At 27.8% G+C, this 19,843-nt stretch carries 17 protein-coding genes; all 17 read left to right on the forward strand.

Annotated elements, in window-relative coordinates:
• The first annotated feature begins 64 nt into the window (after window positions 1-64).
• The 17 genes from I2A66_RS13695 to galU all read left to right on the forward strand — a co-directional run bounded on the left by I2A66_RS13695 (window position 65) and on the right by galU (window position 19,766).
• A complete protein-coding gene (locus I2A66_RS13695; RefSeq protein ID WP_195251880.1) occupies window positions 65-1,396 on the forward strand; it encodes a glycosyltransferase family 2 protein in 1,332 nt (443 codons plus the stop codon).
• 111 nt (window positions 1,397-1,507) lie between these two features.
• Window positions 1,508-2,146: a prepilin peptidase gene (locus I2A66_RS13700; RefSeq protein WP_195251881.1), complete on the forward strand. Its 639-nt coding sequence runs from the start codon at window positions 1,508-1,510 to the stop codon at window positions 2,144-2,146.
• 14 nt (window positions 2,147-2,160) lie between these two features.
• Window positions 2,161-2,721 (forward strand): aminoacyl-tRNA hydrolase, encoded by a 561-nt coding sequence (gene pth, locus I2A66_RS13705; RefSeq protein ID WP_195251882.1) that lies wholly within the window; start codon window positions 2,161-2,163, stop codon window positions 2,719-2,721.
• A gap of 17 nt (window positions 2,722-2,738) precedes the next feature.
• Window positions 2,739-6,137, forward strand: coding sequence for a transcription-repair coupling factor (gene mfd, locus I2A66_RS13710; RefSeq protein WP_195251883.1), 3,399 nt, complete (start codon window positions 2,739-2,741; stop codon window positions 6,135-6,137).
• 39 nt (window positions 6,138-6,176) lie between these two features.
• Window positions 6,177-7,169, forward strand: coding sequence for a peptidylprolyl isomerase (locus I2A66_RS13715; RefSeq protein ID WP_279265929.1), 993 nt, complete (start codon window positions 6,177-6,179; stop codon window positions 7,167-7,169).
• A gap of 156 nt (window positions 7,170-7,325) precedes the next feature.
• Window positions 7,326-7,865, forward strand: coding sequence for a stage V sporulation T C-terminal domain-containing protein (locus I2A66_RS13720; RefSeq protein ID WP_122640641.1), 540 nt, complete (start codon window positions 7,326-7,328; stop codon window positions 7,863-7,865).
• A gap of 127 nt (window positions 7,866-7,992) precedes the next feature.
• Entirely contained in the window at window positions 7,993-9,612 is a 1,620-nt protein-coding gene (locus I2A66_RS13725; protein WP_147516795.1) for a putative polysaccharide biosynthesis protein, read from the forward strand.
• A gap of 66 nt (window positions 9,613-9,678) precedes the next feature.
• Window positions 9,679-11,127, forward strand: a complete 1,449-nt coding sequence (gene mazG / locus I2A66_RS13730) for a nucleoside triphosphate pyrophosphohydrolase (RefSeq protein WP_147516794.1) — start codon at window positions 9,679-9,681, stop codon at window positions 11,125-11,127.
• Window positions 11,128-11,216: 89 nt separating this feature from the next.
• On the forward strand, window positions 11,217-11,495 hold the full coding sequence (locus I2A66_RS13735) for an HU family DNA-binding protein (protein WP_122640635.1): 279 nt from the start codon (window positions 11,217-11,219) through the stop codon (window positions 11,493-11,495).
• Window positions 11,496-11,608: 113 nt separating this feature from the next.
• Window positions 11,609-11,851, forward strand: a complete 243-nt coding sequence (locus tag I2A66_RS13740) for an RNA-binding S4 domain-containing protein (protein ID WP_122640634.1) — start codon at window positions 11,609-11,611, stop codon at window positions 11,849-11,851.
• A 61-nt stretch (window positions 11,852-11,912) separates the two neighbouring features.
• Window positions 11,913-12,167, forward strand: coding sequence for a sporulation protein YabP (yabP, locus tag I2A66_RS13745; RefSeq protein ID WP_122640633.1), 255 nt, complete (start codon window positions 11,913-11,915; stop codon window positions 12,165-12,167).
• Window positions 12,168-12,662, forward strand: a complete 495-nt coding sequence (yabQ, locus tag I2A66_RS13750) for a spore cortex biosynthesis protein YabQ (RefSeq protein WP_195251884.1) — start codon at window positions 12,168-12,170, stop codon at window positions 12,660-12,662.
• Between the two features lie 4 nt (window positions 12,663-12,666).
• Window positions 12,667-12,966 carry an FtsB family cell division protein gene (locus I2A66_RS13755; RefSeq protein WP_147516792.1) on the forward strand — a complete coding sequence of 100 codons (300 nt, stop codon included), beginning with the start codon at window positions 12,667-12,669 and terminating at the stop codon, window positions 12,964-12,966.
• 119 nt (window positions 12,967-13,085) lie between these two features.
• On the forward strand, window positions 13,086-14,006 hold the full coding sequence (locus I2A66_RS13760) for a Ppx/GppA phosphatase family protein (protein ID WP_122640630.1): 921 nt from the start codon (window positions 13,086-13,088) through the stop codon (window positions 14,004-14,006).
• An 89-nt stretch (window positions 14,007-14,095) separates the two neighbouring features.
• Window positions 14,096-16,459 carry a stage II sporulation protein E gene (gene spoIIE / locus I2A66_RS13765; RefSeq protein ID WP_147516790.1) on the forward strand — a complete coding sequence of 788 codons (2,364 nt, stop codon included), beginning with the start codon at window positions 14,096-14,098 and terminating at the stop codon, window positions 16,457-16,459.
• Window positions 16,460-16,896: 437 nt separating this feature from the next.
• The gene (gene pepF, locus I2A66_RS13770; RefSeq protein WP_122640626.1) at window positions 16,897-18,798 is read left to right on the forward strand and encodes an oligoendopeptidase F; all 1,902 of its coding nucleotides are present in this window, start codon (window positions 16,897-16,899) and stop codon (window positions 18,796-18,798) included.
• 74 nt (window positions 18,799-18,872) lie between these two features.
• Window positions 18,873-19,766 (forward strand): UTP--glucose-1-phosphate uridylyltransferase GalU, encoded by an 894-nt coding sequence (gene galU / locus I2A66_RS13775; protein ID WP_147516789.1) that lies wholly within the window; start codon window positions 18,873-18,875, stop codon window positions 19,764-19,766.
• Window positions 19,767-19,843 lie beyond the last annotated feature (77 nt).

A 19,843-nucleotide genomic window follows, 5' to 3' on the forward strand; every position in this document is an offset into this window, starting at 1 on the left:
ATAAATTGCTATCTGTATCAAGGGGGATTTCAGACAAATATATTTTTTACAACGGAGGATACAGATGAATAATACGATAAATAAAAATAACGGTTTTTATTTAAGTGTAAAAACTAAATTCTTTATAAGTATATTAATAAGTATACTTTGGGTTATATTTTCTTATGAAGTATCAAAATTATGGTTAAATGAATTATCATCAATAACAACACCACTTATAGCATTTATAATAATAGCAGGGGTAGCATATGTACCAGGATTCATGAACGCATTTCTAGTTGGAAGTTTAATATTAGACAAACAACCCAAATTAAAAGTACTAGACCCTAGAGATGAAGTAACCTTGCTAATTTCAGCTTATAACGAAGAAATTGGAATATTTGAAACTTTAAGATATGTAAAAAATCAAGATTATAAGGGGAAAATTCATACGATAGTTATAGATAATAATTCTTCAGATAACACAAGTAAAGAAGTTGAAAGAGCTAAAAAAGAATTAAATATGGATATTATGCTACTACATGAATCAAAACCAGGTAAATTTAATGCTCTTAATTATGGATTAAAATATGTGAAAACAAAATATGTAATGACATTAGATGCTGATACTATAATTCATAAAAGCGCAATAAAATATCTAGTTTCTAGAGTTAAAACATCACCAGATGATGTTTGTGCAGTAGCAGGTTCTATGTTAGTTAGAAATAGTAGGGAAAATTTATTAGCGAGAATACAGGAATGGGATTACTTTTTAAGTATAGCATCAGTAAAAAGAATGCAGGGATTATATCAAGGTACTTTAGTAGCACAAGGTGCTTTTTCATTATATAAAACAGAAGTAGTAAAAAATGTAGGTGGATGGTCAGATGCTATAGGTGAAGATATTGTATTAACTTGGAAAATATTAAGTGAAGGAAATAGAGTATATTTTGAGCCTATGGCAGTAGCTTTTACAGATGTTCCAGTTAAATTATCTCACTTTGTTAAGCAACGATCTAGATGGGCGAGAGGCATGATAGAAGGTCTTAGAGAAGTTAAACCTTGGCAACAGCCATCGATGTTTTATAAGTTTTTAACTGGAATAGATTTAATTATTCCATATATGGATTTTAGTTATACTTTCTTTTGGATACCAGGATTAATATTAGCATTATTCTTTAAAAAGTATTATATTGTAGGACCTATGATGTTGTTAGTTTTACCTTTAACATTAGTTAGTTTTTGGATTTTATATCATTATCAAGCCAATGTCGTATTTAAAAATTTAAATCTAAGAGTAAGGAAAAACTTCATAGGATTTGCATTATTTATATTATGTTATCAAATGATAATGTCACCAGTTTCTTTATATGGGTATGTTCAAGAGTTATTTGGTGCAAAAAGGGTATGGAAATAAAAAGAATCTCAAACTTGAGATTCTTTTTATTTATAGTATAAAAAAATCAATATTAATTAAAAATTAAAATATAAAACTAAATCCTACTTACTAATACATAAAAAATAATGTATGATTTATACTATAACGATATCAACAATTTTAGCCTATTTTACAAATAAATATTTACACATAAAAAGCAAAGAAATAAATAAAATTACATATAATACATCTATAATATATTTTCTCACTATATCACTATCTATATTAATTTACCAAAAATACGGATTAACGCCAGATGCTATAAGATACATATTCATAATTCCTTTTTTATTAGTTATATCAATAATTGACTATCAGAATAGTTATATATATGATATAAGCGTACTTAGTGGTATAATTATTCAAGGTGTAATTTTAATAAGCTCAATGAATATGGAAAAAGATTTTAATACACATATAAGTGCACCATTAATAGGGTTCATAATTTCATTTATTTTAGCTAAAATAACCAAAGGTCTAGGCGATGGAGATATAGGCCTATTTGTATTATGCTCTCTTACATTAGGTCATAATTATAGCGTATATTTGATATTTTTATCTTACATAGTAGCATTTATATATTGTATATACATGATTTTGACAAAAAAGAAATCAATAAAAGAAAATATACCATTTGCACCATTTATATCATTAGCAACAATATTAATAATACTTACAGGAAATAGCTTATTAATAAGCTATTTTAATATAATAAATAGAGTATTATAAAAGGAGGATAAAATATGTATGTAGTAGTAGGATTAGGAAATCCAGGAAAACAATATGAGAGAACAAGACATAACGTAGGATTTGATGTTATAGATAGTTTAGCGAAGGAATATGGCATAAGTGTATCGAAAATAAAACATAAGGCATTAATAGGAGAAGGAAGAGTTGGAAATGAAAAAGTTCTTCTAGTAAAACCACAAACATATATGAATTTAAGTGGAGAAACTTTAATAGACATCTATAATTACTATAAAGTAGATATGGAAAATATAATAGTAGTATATGATGACATAGATTTAGATGTTGGTAAAATAAGAATAAGAAAAAAAGGAAGTGGTGGAACTCATAATGGAATGAGATCTATTACAAAGTGTTTAGGTTCTAATGATTTCCCAAGAGTAAGAGTGGGTGTATCAAAACCTAGACCAGGTCAAGATTTAGCAGACTTTGTTCTTTCAAGATTTAGAAAAGAAGAAAATGATGATGTAGAATTAGGACTAGAAAAAGCAGCTAAAGCAATAGATGTAATGATAAGAGAAAATATTGATTTAGCTATGAATAAATATAATGGATAAAAAAGGGAGGATCATATATGAATGACGTACTAATTTACCCTTTGCAAAATTCCAATGAATATAAAGATGTAATAAATTGCATAAACAATAACAAAGGCTCATTATTAATTAATGGCCTTTTGTCAGTGCAAAAACCTCATATAACTTACTCTATATATAAAGAATTAAATAAGCCTACGGTATTTGTAGCAAGTACAGATTTAGAGGCAAAAAAAGCTTATGAGGATTTAAGTTTTTATATGAAAGATAAAGTAGTTTATCTTAATCATCAAGATATCTATTTTTATCACTTAGATGCAAAGGATAGAAATGAAGAAGCTAAAAAACTTAAAACATTATTGAGATTAGCTAAAGGAGAAAAAATAGTAGTAGTAACTTCTACAGAAGCTATACTTAGAAAGTATATTCCAAAAGAAGTTTTACTTAATAACACATCAACTTTTAAAATAGGGGATAGAGTAAACCTAGATGAATTAAGTGAAAAATTAGTATCTCTAGGTTATGAAAGAGTATCTAAAATTGAAGGATTTGGGCAGTTTAGTATAAGAGGTGGAATAGTAGATATATTTTCATTAGAATATAATAATCCTATTCGTATGGAACTATTTGATGATGAAATAGATTCTATACGAACTTTTGATGTTTTTTCACAAAAATCTATAGATAAAATTAAGAAATTTTCAATAACACCTTCTAGAGAATTTATTTATCCTGAGAATGTTAACAATGCTGTTGAAAAATTAAAAAAAGAAACTAGTGAATTAACTAATGAAGATGTTTTTTCTAACATAGATAATATAGAGACTAAAACTTATTTTGAAGGAATAGAAAATTATATAGATTATATTTATCCTGAGGAAAACAAGAGTATATTCACTTACCTAAATGATAATGCTGTCATTTTCGTAAATGATATCTCAAGGCTTAAGGAAAGATGTGAAAATTATATTGATGAATTTAAAGAAAATTATAAATTAAACCTTGAAAGAGGATTAGCTCTTAAAAGCCAAGGTAATTTATTATATCACTATAATGATTTAGATTTTATAAAGGGTGATAAAAAATTAATATTAAATACTTTATTACCAAAGCCTGTCAATGATTTTAAGATAAGTAATATAATAAATTTTGAATCTAGAGAAGTTCCAACATTTAATGCGAAATTAGATGTACTAGCAGAAGAATTAAATAGATTAAAGTATAATGGATTTAAGATAATACTAGCCACTAACACTTTAGATAGGGCTAAGAAGTTAAATAAGGAACTATTAGATTTAGGTTTAGAAACCACTGTATCTAAAAGTAGAGATATTGAAATTAAGTCTTCTCAAGTTATTATAACTCCAGCACAAATTAGCAGCGGGTTTGAATATAAATCTATAAAATTTGTAGTAGTTACAGATAACGAGATGATAGGAGTTCACAAAAGGGTATCAAGTTCTAAGAATAAAAAGAAGAAGAAAAAAGGTCAAAAGATAGAATCATTCTTAGATTTGAATGTAGGTGATTATGTTGTTCATGAAAATAGTGGTATAGGTAGATATACTGGCATTGAGCAAATATCTATAAATGGAATAAAGAAAGATTATATGAAGATAATCTACCAAGGTGGAGACAACCTATATGTACCAATAGACCAGATGGATAAGGTACAAAAATATATAGGTGCTGATGCAGAAAAAGTTAAGCTTAATAAACTTGGATCTAGCGAATGGACCAAAGCTAAAGCAAAGGTTAAAAAAGAAATTGAAGATATGACTAAAGACCTTATAGAGCTTTATGCTAAAAGAGAACAAGTAAAAGGATATAAATTCTCTAAAGATACTCCATGGCAACATGAGTTTGAATCATTATTCCCTCATGAGGAGACAGAAGATCAACTAAAAGCTATTAAAGAAACTAAAAAAGATATGGAATCAAGTAAGGTAATGGATAGACTTATATGTGGTGATGTTGGTTATGGAAAAACAGAGGTAGCTATAAGGGCCGTATTTAAAGCTTGTATGGATCAAAAGCAAGTTGCAGTTCTTGTTCCTACAACAATACTTGCACAACAACATTACAATACATTTAAGGAAAGATTTGAAAATTATCCAATAAGGGTAGAAGTTCTTAGTAGATTTAAAACAGCTAAACAACAAAAGGAAATAATAAATGATGCTAAAAAAGGATTAGTAGATGTTTTAATAGGAACTCATAGAATTATTTCCAAGGACATAAATTTACCTAATTTAGGTCTAGTGGTTATAGATGAAGAACAAAGATTTGGAGTTAAGCACAAAGAATCTTTAAAGCAAATTAAATCAACAGTTGATGTACTTACATTATCTGCAACTCCAATACCAAGAACGCTTCATATGTCACTAAGTGGAATAAGAGATATGAGTGTAATAGAAGAACCACCACAAGAGAGACATCCTGTTATTACTTACGTAACAGAATCCAAAGATAGTGTAATTCAAGATGAAATTGAAAGAGAATTAGCTAGGGGTGGTCAAGTATTCTTTGTATATAACAGAGTTGAACATATAGATGAAATGGCTAGTAGAATAAAAAGATTAGTACCAGATGCAAATGTAGCTGTGGCACATGGTAGAATGACATCTAAAGTTTTAGAAGATATAATTCTAGGTTTCTTGAATAAAGAATATGATGTTTTAGTTTGCACCACAATTATTGAGACAGGAATGGATATATCCAATGCAAATACTATGATAGTATATGATGCAGATAAGATGGGACTTGCTCAGCTTTATCAGTTAAGAGGTAGAGTTGGAAGGAGTTCTAGACAAGGTTATGCATATCTTATGTATGAAAAGGACAAGGTATTAAGTGAAATAGCAGAAAAAAGATTAAAAGCCATAAGAGAGTTTACAGAATTTGGATCAGGGTTTAAAATAGCTATGAGGGACCTTGAAATAAGAGGTGCTGGTAACATATTAGGTTCACAGCAACATGGACATATGGCTGTTATAGGGTATGATTTATACGTGAAAATGTTAAATGATGCTATAAGAAAAGTAAAGGGTGAACCTATAGTAGAAGAAATAGATGTAGAAATAGATTTAAGTGTTAATGCATATATACCAGACACTTATATACAAGATGAGCTTACTAAGATAGAGATGTATAAAAAAATAGCATCTATTGAAAGTAAAGAAGATATGCACGAAGTTGAAGAAGAGTTAGAAGATAGATTCTCAGACTTACCAAAATCTGTACAAACTTTACTAAAAATATCATATATAAAATCTCTATGTAAAAAAATGAAAATAGAAAAAGTAAGACAAGTCAAAGATGAAATATGGTTACTTCCTCTAACAAAATATAAAACTAAAGAAAAGGTTGGATATAAAATTGTTACAGAGCTAGAGGAACTTTTAGAAAAAATGTGTGATGTGAAAGAGGAACAATAAAACAAAAAGAGAGGATGTTGTATTTTGAAAAAACTAGGGATGTTAATTATGTCGTCAATCTTAGGATTGAGCATGATAGGGTGTAGCAGTAGTAAAATTGATAAAGAGGAGAATATAGCCACTGTAAATGGAAATGGAATAACTGTAGGAAATTATCAAATAGTATTAGAATTAAATAAGCAATCTATACAAGCTTATTATGGAGATACTATTTGGGATCAAGAAGTTGAAGATGGAGTTACATACAGAGAAAAATTCAAAGAAATGATATTAGACCAAATGGTATATACAGAATCAATATATCAAAAAGCTAAAGATGAAAAATTACTTGCAACAGAAGATGAAGTAAATAAAGCAATCGAAGATTTCAAAACAAGCATAAAAGAAAATGAAGATTATCAAAAAGAATTAGATGAATTGGGAGTAGATGATAATTTCTTAAAATATCAGTTTGAAAGAGATTTAGCAAGTGAAAATTATAAAGCAAACTTTGAAAAAAATATTGATATAACAGAAGATGAAATGAAAACATACTACGACGAAAATAAAGAAGAATTCCATACTGATGAGGTAGAAGCATCACATATACTAATAAAAACAATGGATGATCAGGGAAATGCTTTAAGTGATAAAAAGAAAGCTGAGGCTAAGAAAAAGGCTGAAGAAGTATTGGAGAAATTAAAATCTGGAGAAGAGTTCTCAGCATTAGCTAAAGAATACTCACAAGATGCAGGAACTGCAGAAAATGGAGGAGAATTAGGATTCTTTGCAAAAGGAAAAATGGTAAAAGAATTTGAAGATGCAGCATGGAAATTAAATGTTGGAGAGATATCGGATATAGTAGAAACAAGTTATGGGTATCACATAATAAAAGTTACAGACAAAGTAGATGAACAACAACCGTTTGAAGATGTAAAAGATACGATAAAAACAAACTTAATTAGTGAAAAGTATAATGAACAAGTTGAAAAACTAAAATCAGATTCAAAAGTAGAAATAAACAAAGATATATTAGGTAAAATAGAAATATAAAGTTTTAGAATTTATTTTATCCATCCTAAAAGGATACGTTAATAAGGGATTTGTATCGAAGGTACAAAAAACTATCATCGTATCCTTTTTTGCATATTTTTCTTATGATTGGTAAAAATAAACTTAAAAGTTATCAATGGAGGGATTAAAAATATAATGAGAGCTACAGGAATAGTTAGAAGAATAGATGATCTTGGAAGAGTAGTTATTCCAAAAGAAATAAGAAAGACATTAAGAATAAGAGAAGGAGATCCATTAGAAATATTTACTGCAAAAGATGGAGAAGTAATATTAAAAAAATACTCTCCAATAGGAGAATTAAGTGAATTTTCACAAGAGTATTCGGAGACTTTAGGAGAAGTACTTGGTTGTGGTATAGTAGTAACGGATTTAGACTCAATAATTGCTGTATGTAAATTACCTAAAAAAGATTATAAAGAAAAAAGTATAAGTAAAGAATTAGAGCAATTAATAGAAAATAGAGAAACTAAGTCTCTTAAAGATAATAAAATATTACCGCTATATAAAGATGATTCACTAGATTATACAAATCAGATAATAATGCCTATAGTAAGTACTTCTGGGGATTGTATCGGATCTATAACAGTAGTTTCTAAAGATAATGAAACACTTCCGGAAGGAATAGAAAAAATCTTAAAGATTGCTTCTAATTTCTTAGGAAAACAAGTTCAATAAAAGAGAAAAAGATCCTAATATTAGGATCTTTTCTACTTTGTGGGAATTATTAATGACTAAAATCTTGAATACATTAATAAATATATGATATATTAAAATTTGTTATAAAATTTATGGAGGTTGAGTTATGGAAAGTAACAAAAGTAAAGACTCTTTCCTAAAGGGGGCAATTATACTTGGAGTTGCAGGTATAGTTGTTAAAATAATGGGTGCATTTTTTAGAATACCTCTTGGAAACTTAATAGGGTCAAAGGGTATGGGATATTACCAAGCAGCATATCCAGTTTATACTTTATTTTTGACACTAGCAACAGCGGGTTTCCCAACAGCATTAGCTAAACTAGTATCAGAAAAAACAGCAATAGGTGACCATAAAGGAGCCAATAAAATATTTAAAGTAGCATACACAGTTCTATTAATAACAGGTGTGCTATCATTCTGTTTATTATTCTTTGGAGCAGATTATATAGTAACTGATTTAATGAAAAATCCAGATGCATATTATGCAATGCTAGCAATAGCACCTGCATTATTATTTGTTCCAGCAATGTCTTCTTATAGAGGATACTTCCAAGGAAAAAGAGATATGAGTAAGATTGCTATTTCTCAAGTTACTGAACAGTTTTTCAGAGTTATATTAGGTATAGCAATGGCTTATTACTTTATGCAACAAAGTGGACCTAAAATGGGAGCAGCAGGTGCTATAGTAGGTGCCACAATAGGATCAATAGGATCAATTACATATTTAATAATTGTTTACCTAAAAGAAAGTAAACAACGTAAGGCTGATATAAAAGCTAGTAAAAGATTTAAAGATGAAAGTGTATCTAAAATATTAAAGAAAATATTATTAGTAGCTATACCTATTACAATAGGTGCTTCTGTAATGCCTTTAGTAAACATGATAGATAATATAGTAGTTATAAGACGACTTGTAGAAGGTGGATTTACAAGAACAGAGGCAGTATCGCTATTTGGTCAATTAACAGGTATGGCAATGGCTATAGTAAACTTACCATCGGTTATAACTTCTGCTATAGGAATGAGTTTAGTTCCATCTATATCAGAATCATTTGCCTTAGGTAAAGTAGAGAAAGCTAGAAAAGAAACTAGAAGTGCTATAAAGGTTACTTTATTAGTTGTACTGCCTTGTGCATTTGGTATAGCATCTTTAGCTGGACCTATAATGCAATTATTATATCCTAAAGAACCAGCATCTTTAGGAACTATATTATTTACAATATCACCAGCCATTATATTCTTAGGGTTAATATTCAGTTTAAATGGGATTCTTCAAGGTATGGGAAAACCAATGGTACCAGTACTAGCTCTAAGTGTAGGTATGATATTTAAAATAGCAATAAGTTATACGTTAACTGTAGACCCTGATATTAATGTATTAGGTTCTGGGTTAGGAACAGTTACAGCATATGCAGTAGCTTCATTAATAGAAATACATTTTGTAAAAAAATATATGGGCGTAAAATTCGGTATAAATGAATTTGTAATAAAGCCATTAATAACTGTTGTAACTATGTTCGCAGCGGTTAAATTATCATATGGTCTTATAACTAATAGTGTTGGATTAGGAAACTCTTTAGCTACAGTAATATCAATAGTTATAGGTGCAGTTGTATATGTACTAGTATTATTAGGTATAGGCGGAATAACTAAAGAAGAAATTTTAATTATGCCAAAAGGTGAAAAACTTTATAAAGTTTTAAGAAAACTTCATCTTATAAGATAATAAAAGTATAGATCTGAAAATACAAGGAAATACTTAAAACATAAAAAGTGCTATAGGAGTGGTATTATGGGCAAGATAAGTATCGTAGGGCTTGGACCAGGAGATATATCTCTTATCAGCCAAGGTGCATTAGATATTTTAAAATCAAGTTCTAGAATTTATCTAAGAACTGAAAAACATCCAACTGTAGATAAACTAAAAGAAAATATAACATATACCAACTTAGATTATTTTTATGAAAATGAAGATAATTTTGAAAATGTATATAGAGAAATTGCAGAGTTTATTATAGAAAAATCTAACGAAGGTGACTTAGTATATGCAGTGCCAGGTCATCCAAGAGTTGCAGAAAGAACAGTGAGTCAAATAGAAGAAATTGCAAAGATAAAAAATATAGAAGTTGAAGTAATAGCTTCTATGAGTTTTGTAGATGCAATGTTTAATTACTTAGCAATAGATCCAGCTGATGGATTTAAGTTAGTAGATGCTTTTGAAATAGAAAATTCATATATTGATACAAATACGAGTATGATAATAACTCAAGTCTATGATCAATTTATAGCATCTAATGTTAAGTTGAGATTAATGGAATGTTATGATTATGATCAAGAAGTATGTATAGTAAATGGCGCAGGTGTTAAGACTCTAGAGAGTAAGAAGTATGTACCATTACATGAATTAGACAGAGGAGATAATTTATTTAATTACTTAACTAGTGTATACATACCGAAAAGTTCTAAAAAAATGTATAATACAGTACATGATTTAGAAGAAATAATGTCAGAACTTAGAGGTCCTAATGGTTGTGATTGGGATAAGAAACAAAATCATGAAACTTTAAAAAAATATATCATTGAAGAAGCTTATGAACTTTGTCAAGCTATAGATAATGATGATATAGATGAAATTATTGAAGAATTAGGAGACATTCTTCTACAAGTTATTTTCCATTGTCAAATAGGTAAAGAAACTGGATTCTTTGATCTATCAGAAGTAGTAAATGGTATATGTAATAAGCTTATATATAGACATCCACATGTTTTTAAAAATATTGAAGTAGATATGAATAATTTTGATAAAACTTGGGAAGATTTGAAAAAGAAAGAAAAAGGCGAATCGACAGTAACTGAAGGTTTATCTAGAATTCCAAATCATCTTCCAGCACTTATAAAAGCTGAAAAAATACAAAAAAAAGCGGCACTTGTAGGCTTTGATTGGGATGATATAAGCAATGTATATAAAAAAATTGAAGAAGAATATAAAGAATTACTTGACGAATGTAAAGAAGGAAATATAAAATACATAAAGGAAGAACTAGGAGATTTGCTGTTCTCTATTGTAAACTTAGCAAGATTTTTAAAGGTAGATCCAGAAGAGTCTTTGAATCTTACGAATAATAAATTTATAAAGAGATTTAAATTCATTGAAGATAGTGCAATAAATTTAGATAAAAATCTAGAGGATATGACACTAGAAGAAATGGATAAACTTTGGGAAAAAGCTAAATTACAGTAGTTTAAAGAAGGAAAATCGCCAAATATATAGAATAGTAAAAATATAATAATAAATATTCTATATTATAAACATTTTAGGAGGTAAGAACCGTGAACAAAGCTGAATTAGTAACAAAAATGGCAGAAAAAAGTGAATTAACTAAGAAAGAAGCAGAAGCTGCATTAAACGCATTTATGCAATCAGTAGAAGAAGCTTTAGTTGAAGGTGACAAAGTTCAATTAGTAGGATTTGGTACTTTCGAAACTAGAGAAAGAGCTGCTAGACAAGGTAGAAACCCAAGAAACCCAGAAGAAGTTATAGAAATACCAGCTTCTAAAGCTCCAGTATTCAAAGCTGGAAAATCTTTAAAAGAAGTTATAAACAAGTAATAAATACATAGAAATATGAATTACATAGAAGGTGCCTATAGTTATATAACTGTAGGCATTTTTTAAAATAAATATAAATCGTTTCAGAAGGTTAGAAACAAAGGAGGTATAATATGAGATTAGATAAATACTTAAAGGTATCTAGAATAATAAAAAGAAGAACTGTTGCAAAGGAAGCTTGTGATAAAGGTATCGTAACTATAAATGGAAAATCTGCAAAATCTTCTTCAGAAGTTAATATAGGTGATATATTAGAAATACAATTCGGTGAAAAGAAAATGAAATTTAAGATAAATGAGATTAAAGAGCATGTTTTAAAAAATGATGCTAAAGAAATGTACGATATAATAGAATAAAATCTCATCCCCTTAAGTATATTTATAGTAGTATGAATTGAAATATTACTGGGGGGATAATATGGAACATAGTATAAGCTTGAAAGATAGAAGTAATTTAGTTATTTCTGGGGTAGAGCATATATACTCTTTTAATGACAAGAAAGTAGAAATAAAGACTTCTGCTGGTGAGATGGTTATAGAAGGCGAAGAACTGGATATGAGTAAGTTAAACTTAGAGGAAAGTATAATAAGTATTGATGGAACTATAAATTCAATAGTATATGCAAAACCTAAAAAACCTCAAGAAAATATATTTAAGAAGGTATTTAAATAGATGTTACCTTTCACACAAGATGTAAGCGCCTTTTACGCAACCATTTACGGTGGAATTGCCGTAGGAATATTATTCGATATTTATAGAAGCCTTAGACATAATTTTAAAATAGTAAGAACTCTATCCTTGTTTTTTGATACTTTATTTTGGCTTATTGTTACAATGCTAACATTTATAACAATAAATGCTGTAGAGAATTTTGATTTAAGATATTATCATATTGTAGCCTTATTTATAGGTTTTTTTATATACTATGGAACTATAAGTAAGTTTATTTTAACAGGATTAAATAAGGTAATATATTTTATAACAAATTTAATCAAAAAAACAGTGCATTACATAGTCGATATATTGAGTAATTTGTATTACGTTATAATCTATTCAGTACATCTATTATTTGATATCATATTTTATATACCTAATATGTTTTTAGCTACTAGAAAATTTGTAAAGAGAAAGTCTGTAGGTAGATTAAAGAAGAAAAAAAGGGTGTAAGGATATGAAAATACAAAAGAGATTTTCTGGACAATACTTAGGATTATGTATATTTTTAGGATTTATAGGTCTTACAATGATAGGTGGATTTGGATTTCAACTTGTAAAATATAAGGAGTATAGCTTAAAAATATCAACTCTTAATAAAAAGTTAGAAGATGCTGATAGAGAAATTAATAATCTTAAAGCAATCTCATCTAGTCAAGATGAAAGTGATTTAGAAGATGTAGCAAGAAGAAGATTAAACATGGTTAAGCCTAATGAAATTGTATACATGACAGAAGCTGAGACTGATGATAAATAGAAATTTATCATCAGTCTATTTTTATATGTTTATAGGTTACTATAGAGTGTATAATATATACGATAAGTATGGAATAATATCTTTATATTTAGAATATATTTTAGGAGGTTAGGGATTTTATGAGATTATCAGCTATTGATATTGGAACTAATTCTATGAGACTTTTAGTTTGTGATTATATAGATGGAGAACTTTTTAATAGAAAGAAGTTCGTTAACACTACAAGAATAGGAAAGGGTGTTGATGAAAATGGATTTATTACTGAAGAGGCAATGAAAAGAAATATAGATGCTTTGAAAGAATTTAAGAGTATAAGTGATGAAGAATTGTGTGAACATATTTATTGTATAGGAACATCAGCTCTTAGAGATAGCAAAAATAGTGATGACTTTATAAAAAGAGCAAAAGTAGAAGCTGGGGTAGATGTTGAGATTATAAGTGGGAATGAGGAATCTAATTTAGGATTCTTGGGAGTTATTAAGGGAGCAAATGCAGAGAATAATACATTAGTTATTGATATAGGTGGAGGATCTACAGAATTTATTCTTGGAAATGATAATGGTATTGATTTTGCAAAAAGTGAAAATGTAGGAGCACTAAGAATGACTGAGAAGTTTTTAACAACAGATGTAATTGATGATTATGAATATGATATGATGATTGAGTTTATTGAAAAAGAAATTAACGGAACTATAAGTATTCTAAAATCTAAAGATATAAATAAGCTTGTTGGTATTGGTGGAACAATAACATCTTTATCTGCTATGAATCAAGAATTAGAAGTGTATTCTATGGAAAAAATACATAATAGTATAGTGAATATTAATGATATAGAAAATATTCTACAAAAATTAAAAAAGATGACATTAAATGATAAAAAAACTTTAAAAGGGCTACAAAGTAAGCGTGCTGATATTATAACAGCAGGTGTAGAAATTTTACATATAATAATGAAAAAATTAGAATTAAGTGAGATTATGGTAAGTGAATACGATAATTTGGAAGGCCTAATATGTCTAAAATCAAAAAAGATGTCTTAATTTTTTCATTGACTGATAACTTAATATGACAAAAAAGAAAACTCCTCTTTGTTACAATTTCTTGTATAAACAAATGAGGAGGTTTTGTTATGGAAAAAACTTTAAGTTCTTTAAAGCGAAAACATATGAGTTTGAATAATCTAGGAATAAGTAGATTCGTTGATGCTAATACAATTGTATTTATAATAATGGGGTTTTTACTAAGTCGTTCGATATTAATCGATTCGATAGCTCCTTTAGGTTTAGCATTTTTCATATGTATAAGTAAGTTTGATAGATATAAATATCCAGTTTTTGTGTCTACATTATTAGGAATAATATCATCAGGAAATGATACAGGAAGTATATTTAAATATTCGATTGCCTTAGTAACGGTGTTACTTATAAGTAGCCAGTTAAAAAAAGTTCCGTCTATTTTAAAAGTAAGCATAGTAGGAATGTTTATACTTCTAGCAATTTCTATTGGACAAGCTTTAATCGGTAGCAAATATATTTATGACTTGTTGCTAATAGGTATGGAAGCTGTTCTATTATTTATTTTTATATATACATTTACATTTGGTGTTTCTCTTATTATTAATTGTAATAATCGGGCGTCCGTGAGACTTGAGGAAGCAATATCTATAAGTCTATTAGTCACATTTAGTATAATGGGGATTGGTAGTATATCAGCATTCGGTGTATCAATTAGATCAGTTCTTTCTACCATGTTAATTTTAATAGCAGCTATAGTTGGAGGATCAGCTATGGGTGCTACTAGTGGGGTAGTAGTAGGAGTTGCTTTTATAATAAATAATATAACCTCAGCAGTATACATGGGGATATATTCTTTTGCAGGATTAGTAGGAGGAGCTTTTACTAGGTTAAATAAATATTTTTGTATTTTAGGATATATATTAAGTTGGATAATTATGTACTCTTATACTTCTGGAATAAGTTCAAATATCATGGAAATAAGAGACATATTAATTTCATCTCTAATAGTAATTTTATTACCGAAATCATTCTTTGATAAAATAGATAAGCTTGTAAAAAGTAATATAAGTTCAAATGAAATAGTTTATGATTATATAAATAGAAGTAAGAAACTTACTAATAGTAGACTTATGGATATTCAAAAGACTTATAGTGAGCTTGCTAATACATTCGATAAGATAAGAGAAAGAGATAAAGTTATAGAAGAAAAAGATATAACTAACTTAATAGATATGATACATAATGATGAATGTGCAAACTGTAGTATGAAAAGAATGTGTTGGGAAACTAGATTTAATCATACTTATAAATTAATGTATAGGTTAATTGAAAATATAGAGGATTATGGTGAGGCAACACCTCAAGTTATACCAGATGCATTTAGAAAAGAGTGCATGAAACCTGAAGTAATAGCTAAAGTTGCTAATTATTATTATAAATTATTTGCATTAGATTATGATTGGAATGCTAAGTTTGCAGAAAGTAGAAAATTAATAGCTAATCAAATTAGGAATATATCAAAATCAATAGAGAATTTATCTAAGGATTTGGAAACTAATATAAGTATAGATTTAGAAAAAGAAAAAGGACTTTGTGATGAGTTTGAAAGAAATAATATTGATATAAATAAAATAAATTATTTAACTAAAGGTGATGATTTTGAAATAACTATAGAGAAAAGAACTTGTAGTAATGGATATCTTTGTGATAAAAAACTAAAAAGTATAGTAGAAAATTGTTTAGATGAGAAGTTATCCATTCAAAAGGTTGGATGTCATACTTTAGGTTCAAACTGTACAATTAAATTAACTAAAGCTCAAGTCTATAAAGCAATAACTGAAGTTGCATATATGTCTAGAGATGGGTATGTTCTTTCTGGTGATAATTATACATATATGGAAGTTAGTGATGGAAAATATATAATGGCTATTAGTGATGGTATGGGAAAAGGAAAGAGAGCATATGATGAATCATCGGTTACTATAGACATATTAGAAAAAATGATTGAAGCCAGAATTGAGAATGAAATAGTAATAAATACAATAAATAATATGCTATTACTTAAATCTTCAGATGAGATGTTTTCAACTTTAGATTTAGGTATGATTGATTTGAAAAAAGGTGTAATGGAAACTGTAAAAATGGGAGCTTGCCCTTCTTATATAAAACGAGATAACGGTGATGTTGACTTAATTTCATCTTCATCTCTACCTGTAGGGATATTATCAGATGTAAAAATGGATAGACATAGAACCAAAATTAATAATGGCGATTATATAATTATGGTTTCAGATGGAATTATTGATGCAGGTAAGAGTAATAATTTTGGTGATAACTGGTTAATATACTTCTTACAAAAAATTGATTCTACGAATCCAAAAGAAATAGCTAATAAAATATTAGATAGAGCGTTAGAATTACAGTTAGGAGAAGTGGAAGATGATATGACAGTTTTAGTTACAAGGGTAATTTCGTAGAAATTAAAGTAAAAATATATTAAGTTAAGTAAATGTTAATAAAATGTGGATAACTTATAAAAGTAAGTGTAAATATATATAAATGTTGAAATTCCAAACTTCGACAAACTTCAACAAAATTAAAATAAAAATATTTAGTTTCATTAACTATGAATTTTGGACAATTATCAACAAAATTGCACGATTTTTCGTTGTAATTTGTTGATAAATATTTAAAAAGTGTGAATAAATAAGTAGAAAAGAATAAATAAAATAATTAACTATAAGTATAAATAACTGAAATAACTAACTTATAGAATAAATCATTAACTGTTAATATGTTGATAAGTATGTGGATAAGTTTTGTAGATAAATTTGAATAAATGGTAAACTTTGAATAATATAGCTAAAAGAAGCCATCCTAATATTAAGTATACTTAGTGAAAGGATGGATTTTTATGGGGATAAAGTTTACAAAAATAATTTTAATGTCTTTATTGATGATTTTTTCCAGTGTATTCATAACTAGTGAAGCCGCGCAATCACAAGAAGATAACTATCTTACTGTTATGTATACAAAAGATGAAAAAGATAATGAATCTGAATCAGATAAAACTAAGATTGATTACACAAAGGTAACATGGAATTTAGAATCATTATTCAAAAACGATGAGCAGTGGAAAAGTGAGTTAAAATCTTTTAGAAAAGATATAAAAGAACTTAAAAACTATATAGGCAAAGTAACGAAATCAGAAACGCATCTAGCCTTTGCTTTAGATATAAAAGAAAAGTTAGATATAAGATTAAATAAATTATGCGCTTACCCTAAATTAAAACAAGATACTAATAAGAACTCATATAAATATCTTGATATGAATGAAGAAGTAAATAAAGCGTATAAAGAATATTCATCTATATGCTCTGATTTAGAGCTTGAAATATTAAAGTTATCAGATAAAGATTATGATAAATTTATGAGGAATAATAAGATAAATAAAAAATATGGAATGTATATAAATGATATTAGAAGAAATAAAGATCATTATTTAGAAGATAAAGAGGAAAATTTATTAAATAATGCATCTGCTCTTGCGAGTTTACCAGGTAATGCGTATGAGCTTTTCAAAAATATGGATAAAAAAACTAATCTTACTCCAGGTCAATATGCAACTGAAATAGGTTCTATTAATAGAGAAGAAAGAAAGTCTGCATATAAAAGTGAGTTTATTCCTTATAATGATAATGTAAATACACTATCAGCATTGCTAATAGGACAAGTTAAGAAAAACATTTTTTATTCATCAGCAAGAGGATATAAATCATCATTGGATATGTATTTAAAGTCAGATGATATAGATACAAAGGTATATGATAGTTTAATAGATACAGTAAGTAAAAATACTAAGAGTTTACATAAGTATATAGACTTAAGAAAAAAAGTATTAAACCTAGATAAGGTATACTATTATGATATGTTTGTTCCTATAGTAGAGCCTGTAGATGGTAATATAACTTATGATAAAGCACAAACTATGGTATATTCAGCAATGTCACCATTAGGTGAGGAGTACGCTGATATAGTATACAAAGCATTTAATGAAAGATGGGTAGATGTTTACTCTAATGATAACAAGGTAAGTGGAGGGTATTGCTTATCTGTATATGACAATCATCCTTATGTTTTACTAAATTATAATAACTCATTAGGAGCAGTGTCGACATTATCTCATGAATTAGGACATGCTATATATGAATATCTAAGCTCTAAAAATCAAAATTACTTTAACTCAAGTCCATCTATATTTACCCATGAGGTGGCCTCAACTACAAATGAAGCATTACTTTATGAGGGATTAATAAAAGGTGCAAGAGATGATAAAGAAAAAGCTTATTATATTTCAGAATACTTAGATTTGATAAAGAACACTTTATATACTCAAACTATGTATGCCGAATTTGAAAAGACTATACATGAAATGGTAGAAGATAATAAAAGTGTAAATGCTTTAGTATTAAACGATATATGGGGACAACTTCTTAAAAAATACTATGGAAATAGTTATGAGGTAGATCCGCTATCTATGGTTGGATGGTCTAGAATACCACATTTTTATAATAGTTTTTATGTATATAAGTATGCAACAGGATGTTGTGCAGGTGTTACATTTGCTCAATCCATTTTAAATGAAAATGGAGCTGAAAACTATATGTATTTCTTAAAGAGAGGAAGTTCAGACTATCCTATAAACATATTAAAAGATAGTGGAGTAAATTTAACTAGTACAAAACCAATACAAAGTACTATTAAAAGATTTGATGACTTAGTAGGAGAATTAGAAGATATCTTAGCTAAACAATAAAATTTTATTTAAAAATACAAAGGGCTTGTTTTATTAATATTAAAACAGCCCATTTTAATATGGAGGTATATATAATGTCTGCCCAAAAAATAAGAAAAGCTATAATACCAGCAGCGGGATTAGGAACTAGGTTTTTGCCAGCAACAAAGGCACAACCTAAAGAAATGCTACCTATAGTAGATAAGCCAACGTTACAATATATAATAGAAGAAGCTGTGAGTTCAGGAATAGAAGAAATTTTAATTATAACAGGTAAAAATAAAAAATCTATAGAAGATCACTTTGATAAATCTGTTGAGCTTGAACTAGATTTAGAGAAAAAAGGTAAAACAGAATTATTAGATGTTGTTCAAAATATATCTAATATGAGTAATATTTATTATATTAGACAAAAAGAGCCAAAAGGACTAGGAGATGCTATTTATTGTGCGAAAAGTTTTATTGGAAATGAGCCTTTTGCTGTAATGCTTGGTGATGATATCGTAGATAGTAAAGTTCCGTGTTTAAAGCAAATTATAGATATTTATAATGAATATAGAACTACTGTAATTGGCGTTCAAAAAGTTGATGAACAAGAAGTTAATAAATATGGTATAATATCTGCGAAACATATTGAGGATAGAGTTTATAAAGTTAAGGATTTGGTAGAAAAGCCAGAAAAAGATAAAGCTCCATCAAATATTGGGATTTTAGGTAGATATATAATAACTCCAGAAATTTTTACCATATTAGAGATGTTACCTCCAGGTAAAAACGGAGAAGTGCAATTAACTGATGCTTTAAAAGTATTAAGTAAAAAAGAAGCTATGTATGCGTATGTTTTTGAAGGTAAAAGATATGATGTTGGAGATAAGTTAGGTTTTTTAGAGGCTACTGTAGATTTTGCTTTAAAAAGACCTGAACTTAAAAATGAATTTATGAAATACTTAAGCGATAAATTAAGTGTAGAAAAAAATAAAAGTAAGTAGAACTCTATAAAATATAGTTTTTAGTTAGAGAGGTGGTTTATAGATGTCAGCACAAAAAACTAAAAAAAGAAATAAAA

This window comes from Romboutsia sp. 1001713B170207_170306_H8 (genome assembly GCF_015550495.1).
Lineage (GTDB): Bacteria > Bacillota > Clostridia > Peptostreptococcales > Peptostreptococcaceae > Romboutsia_E.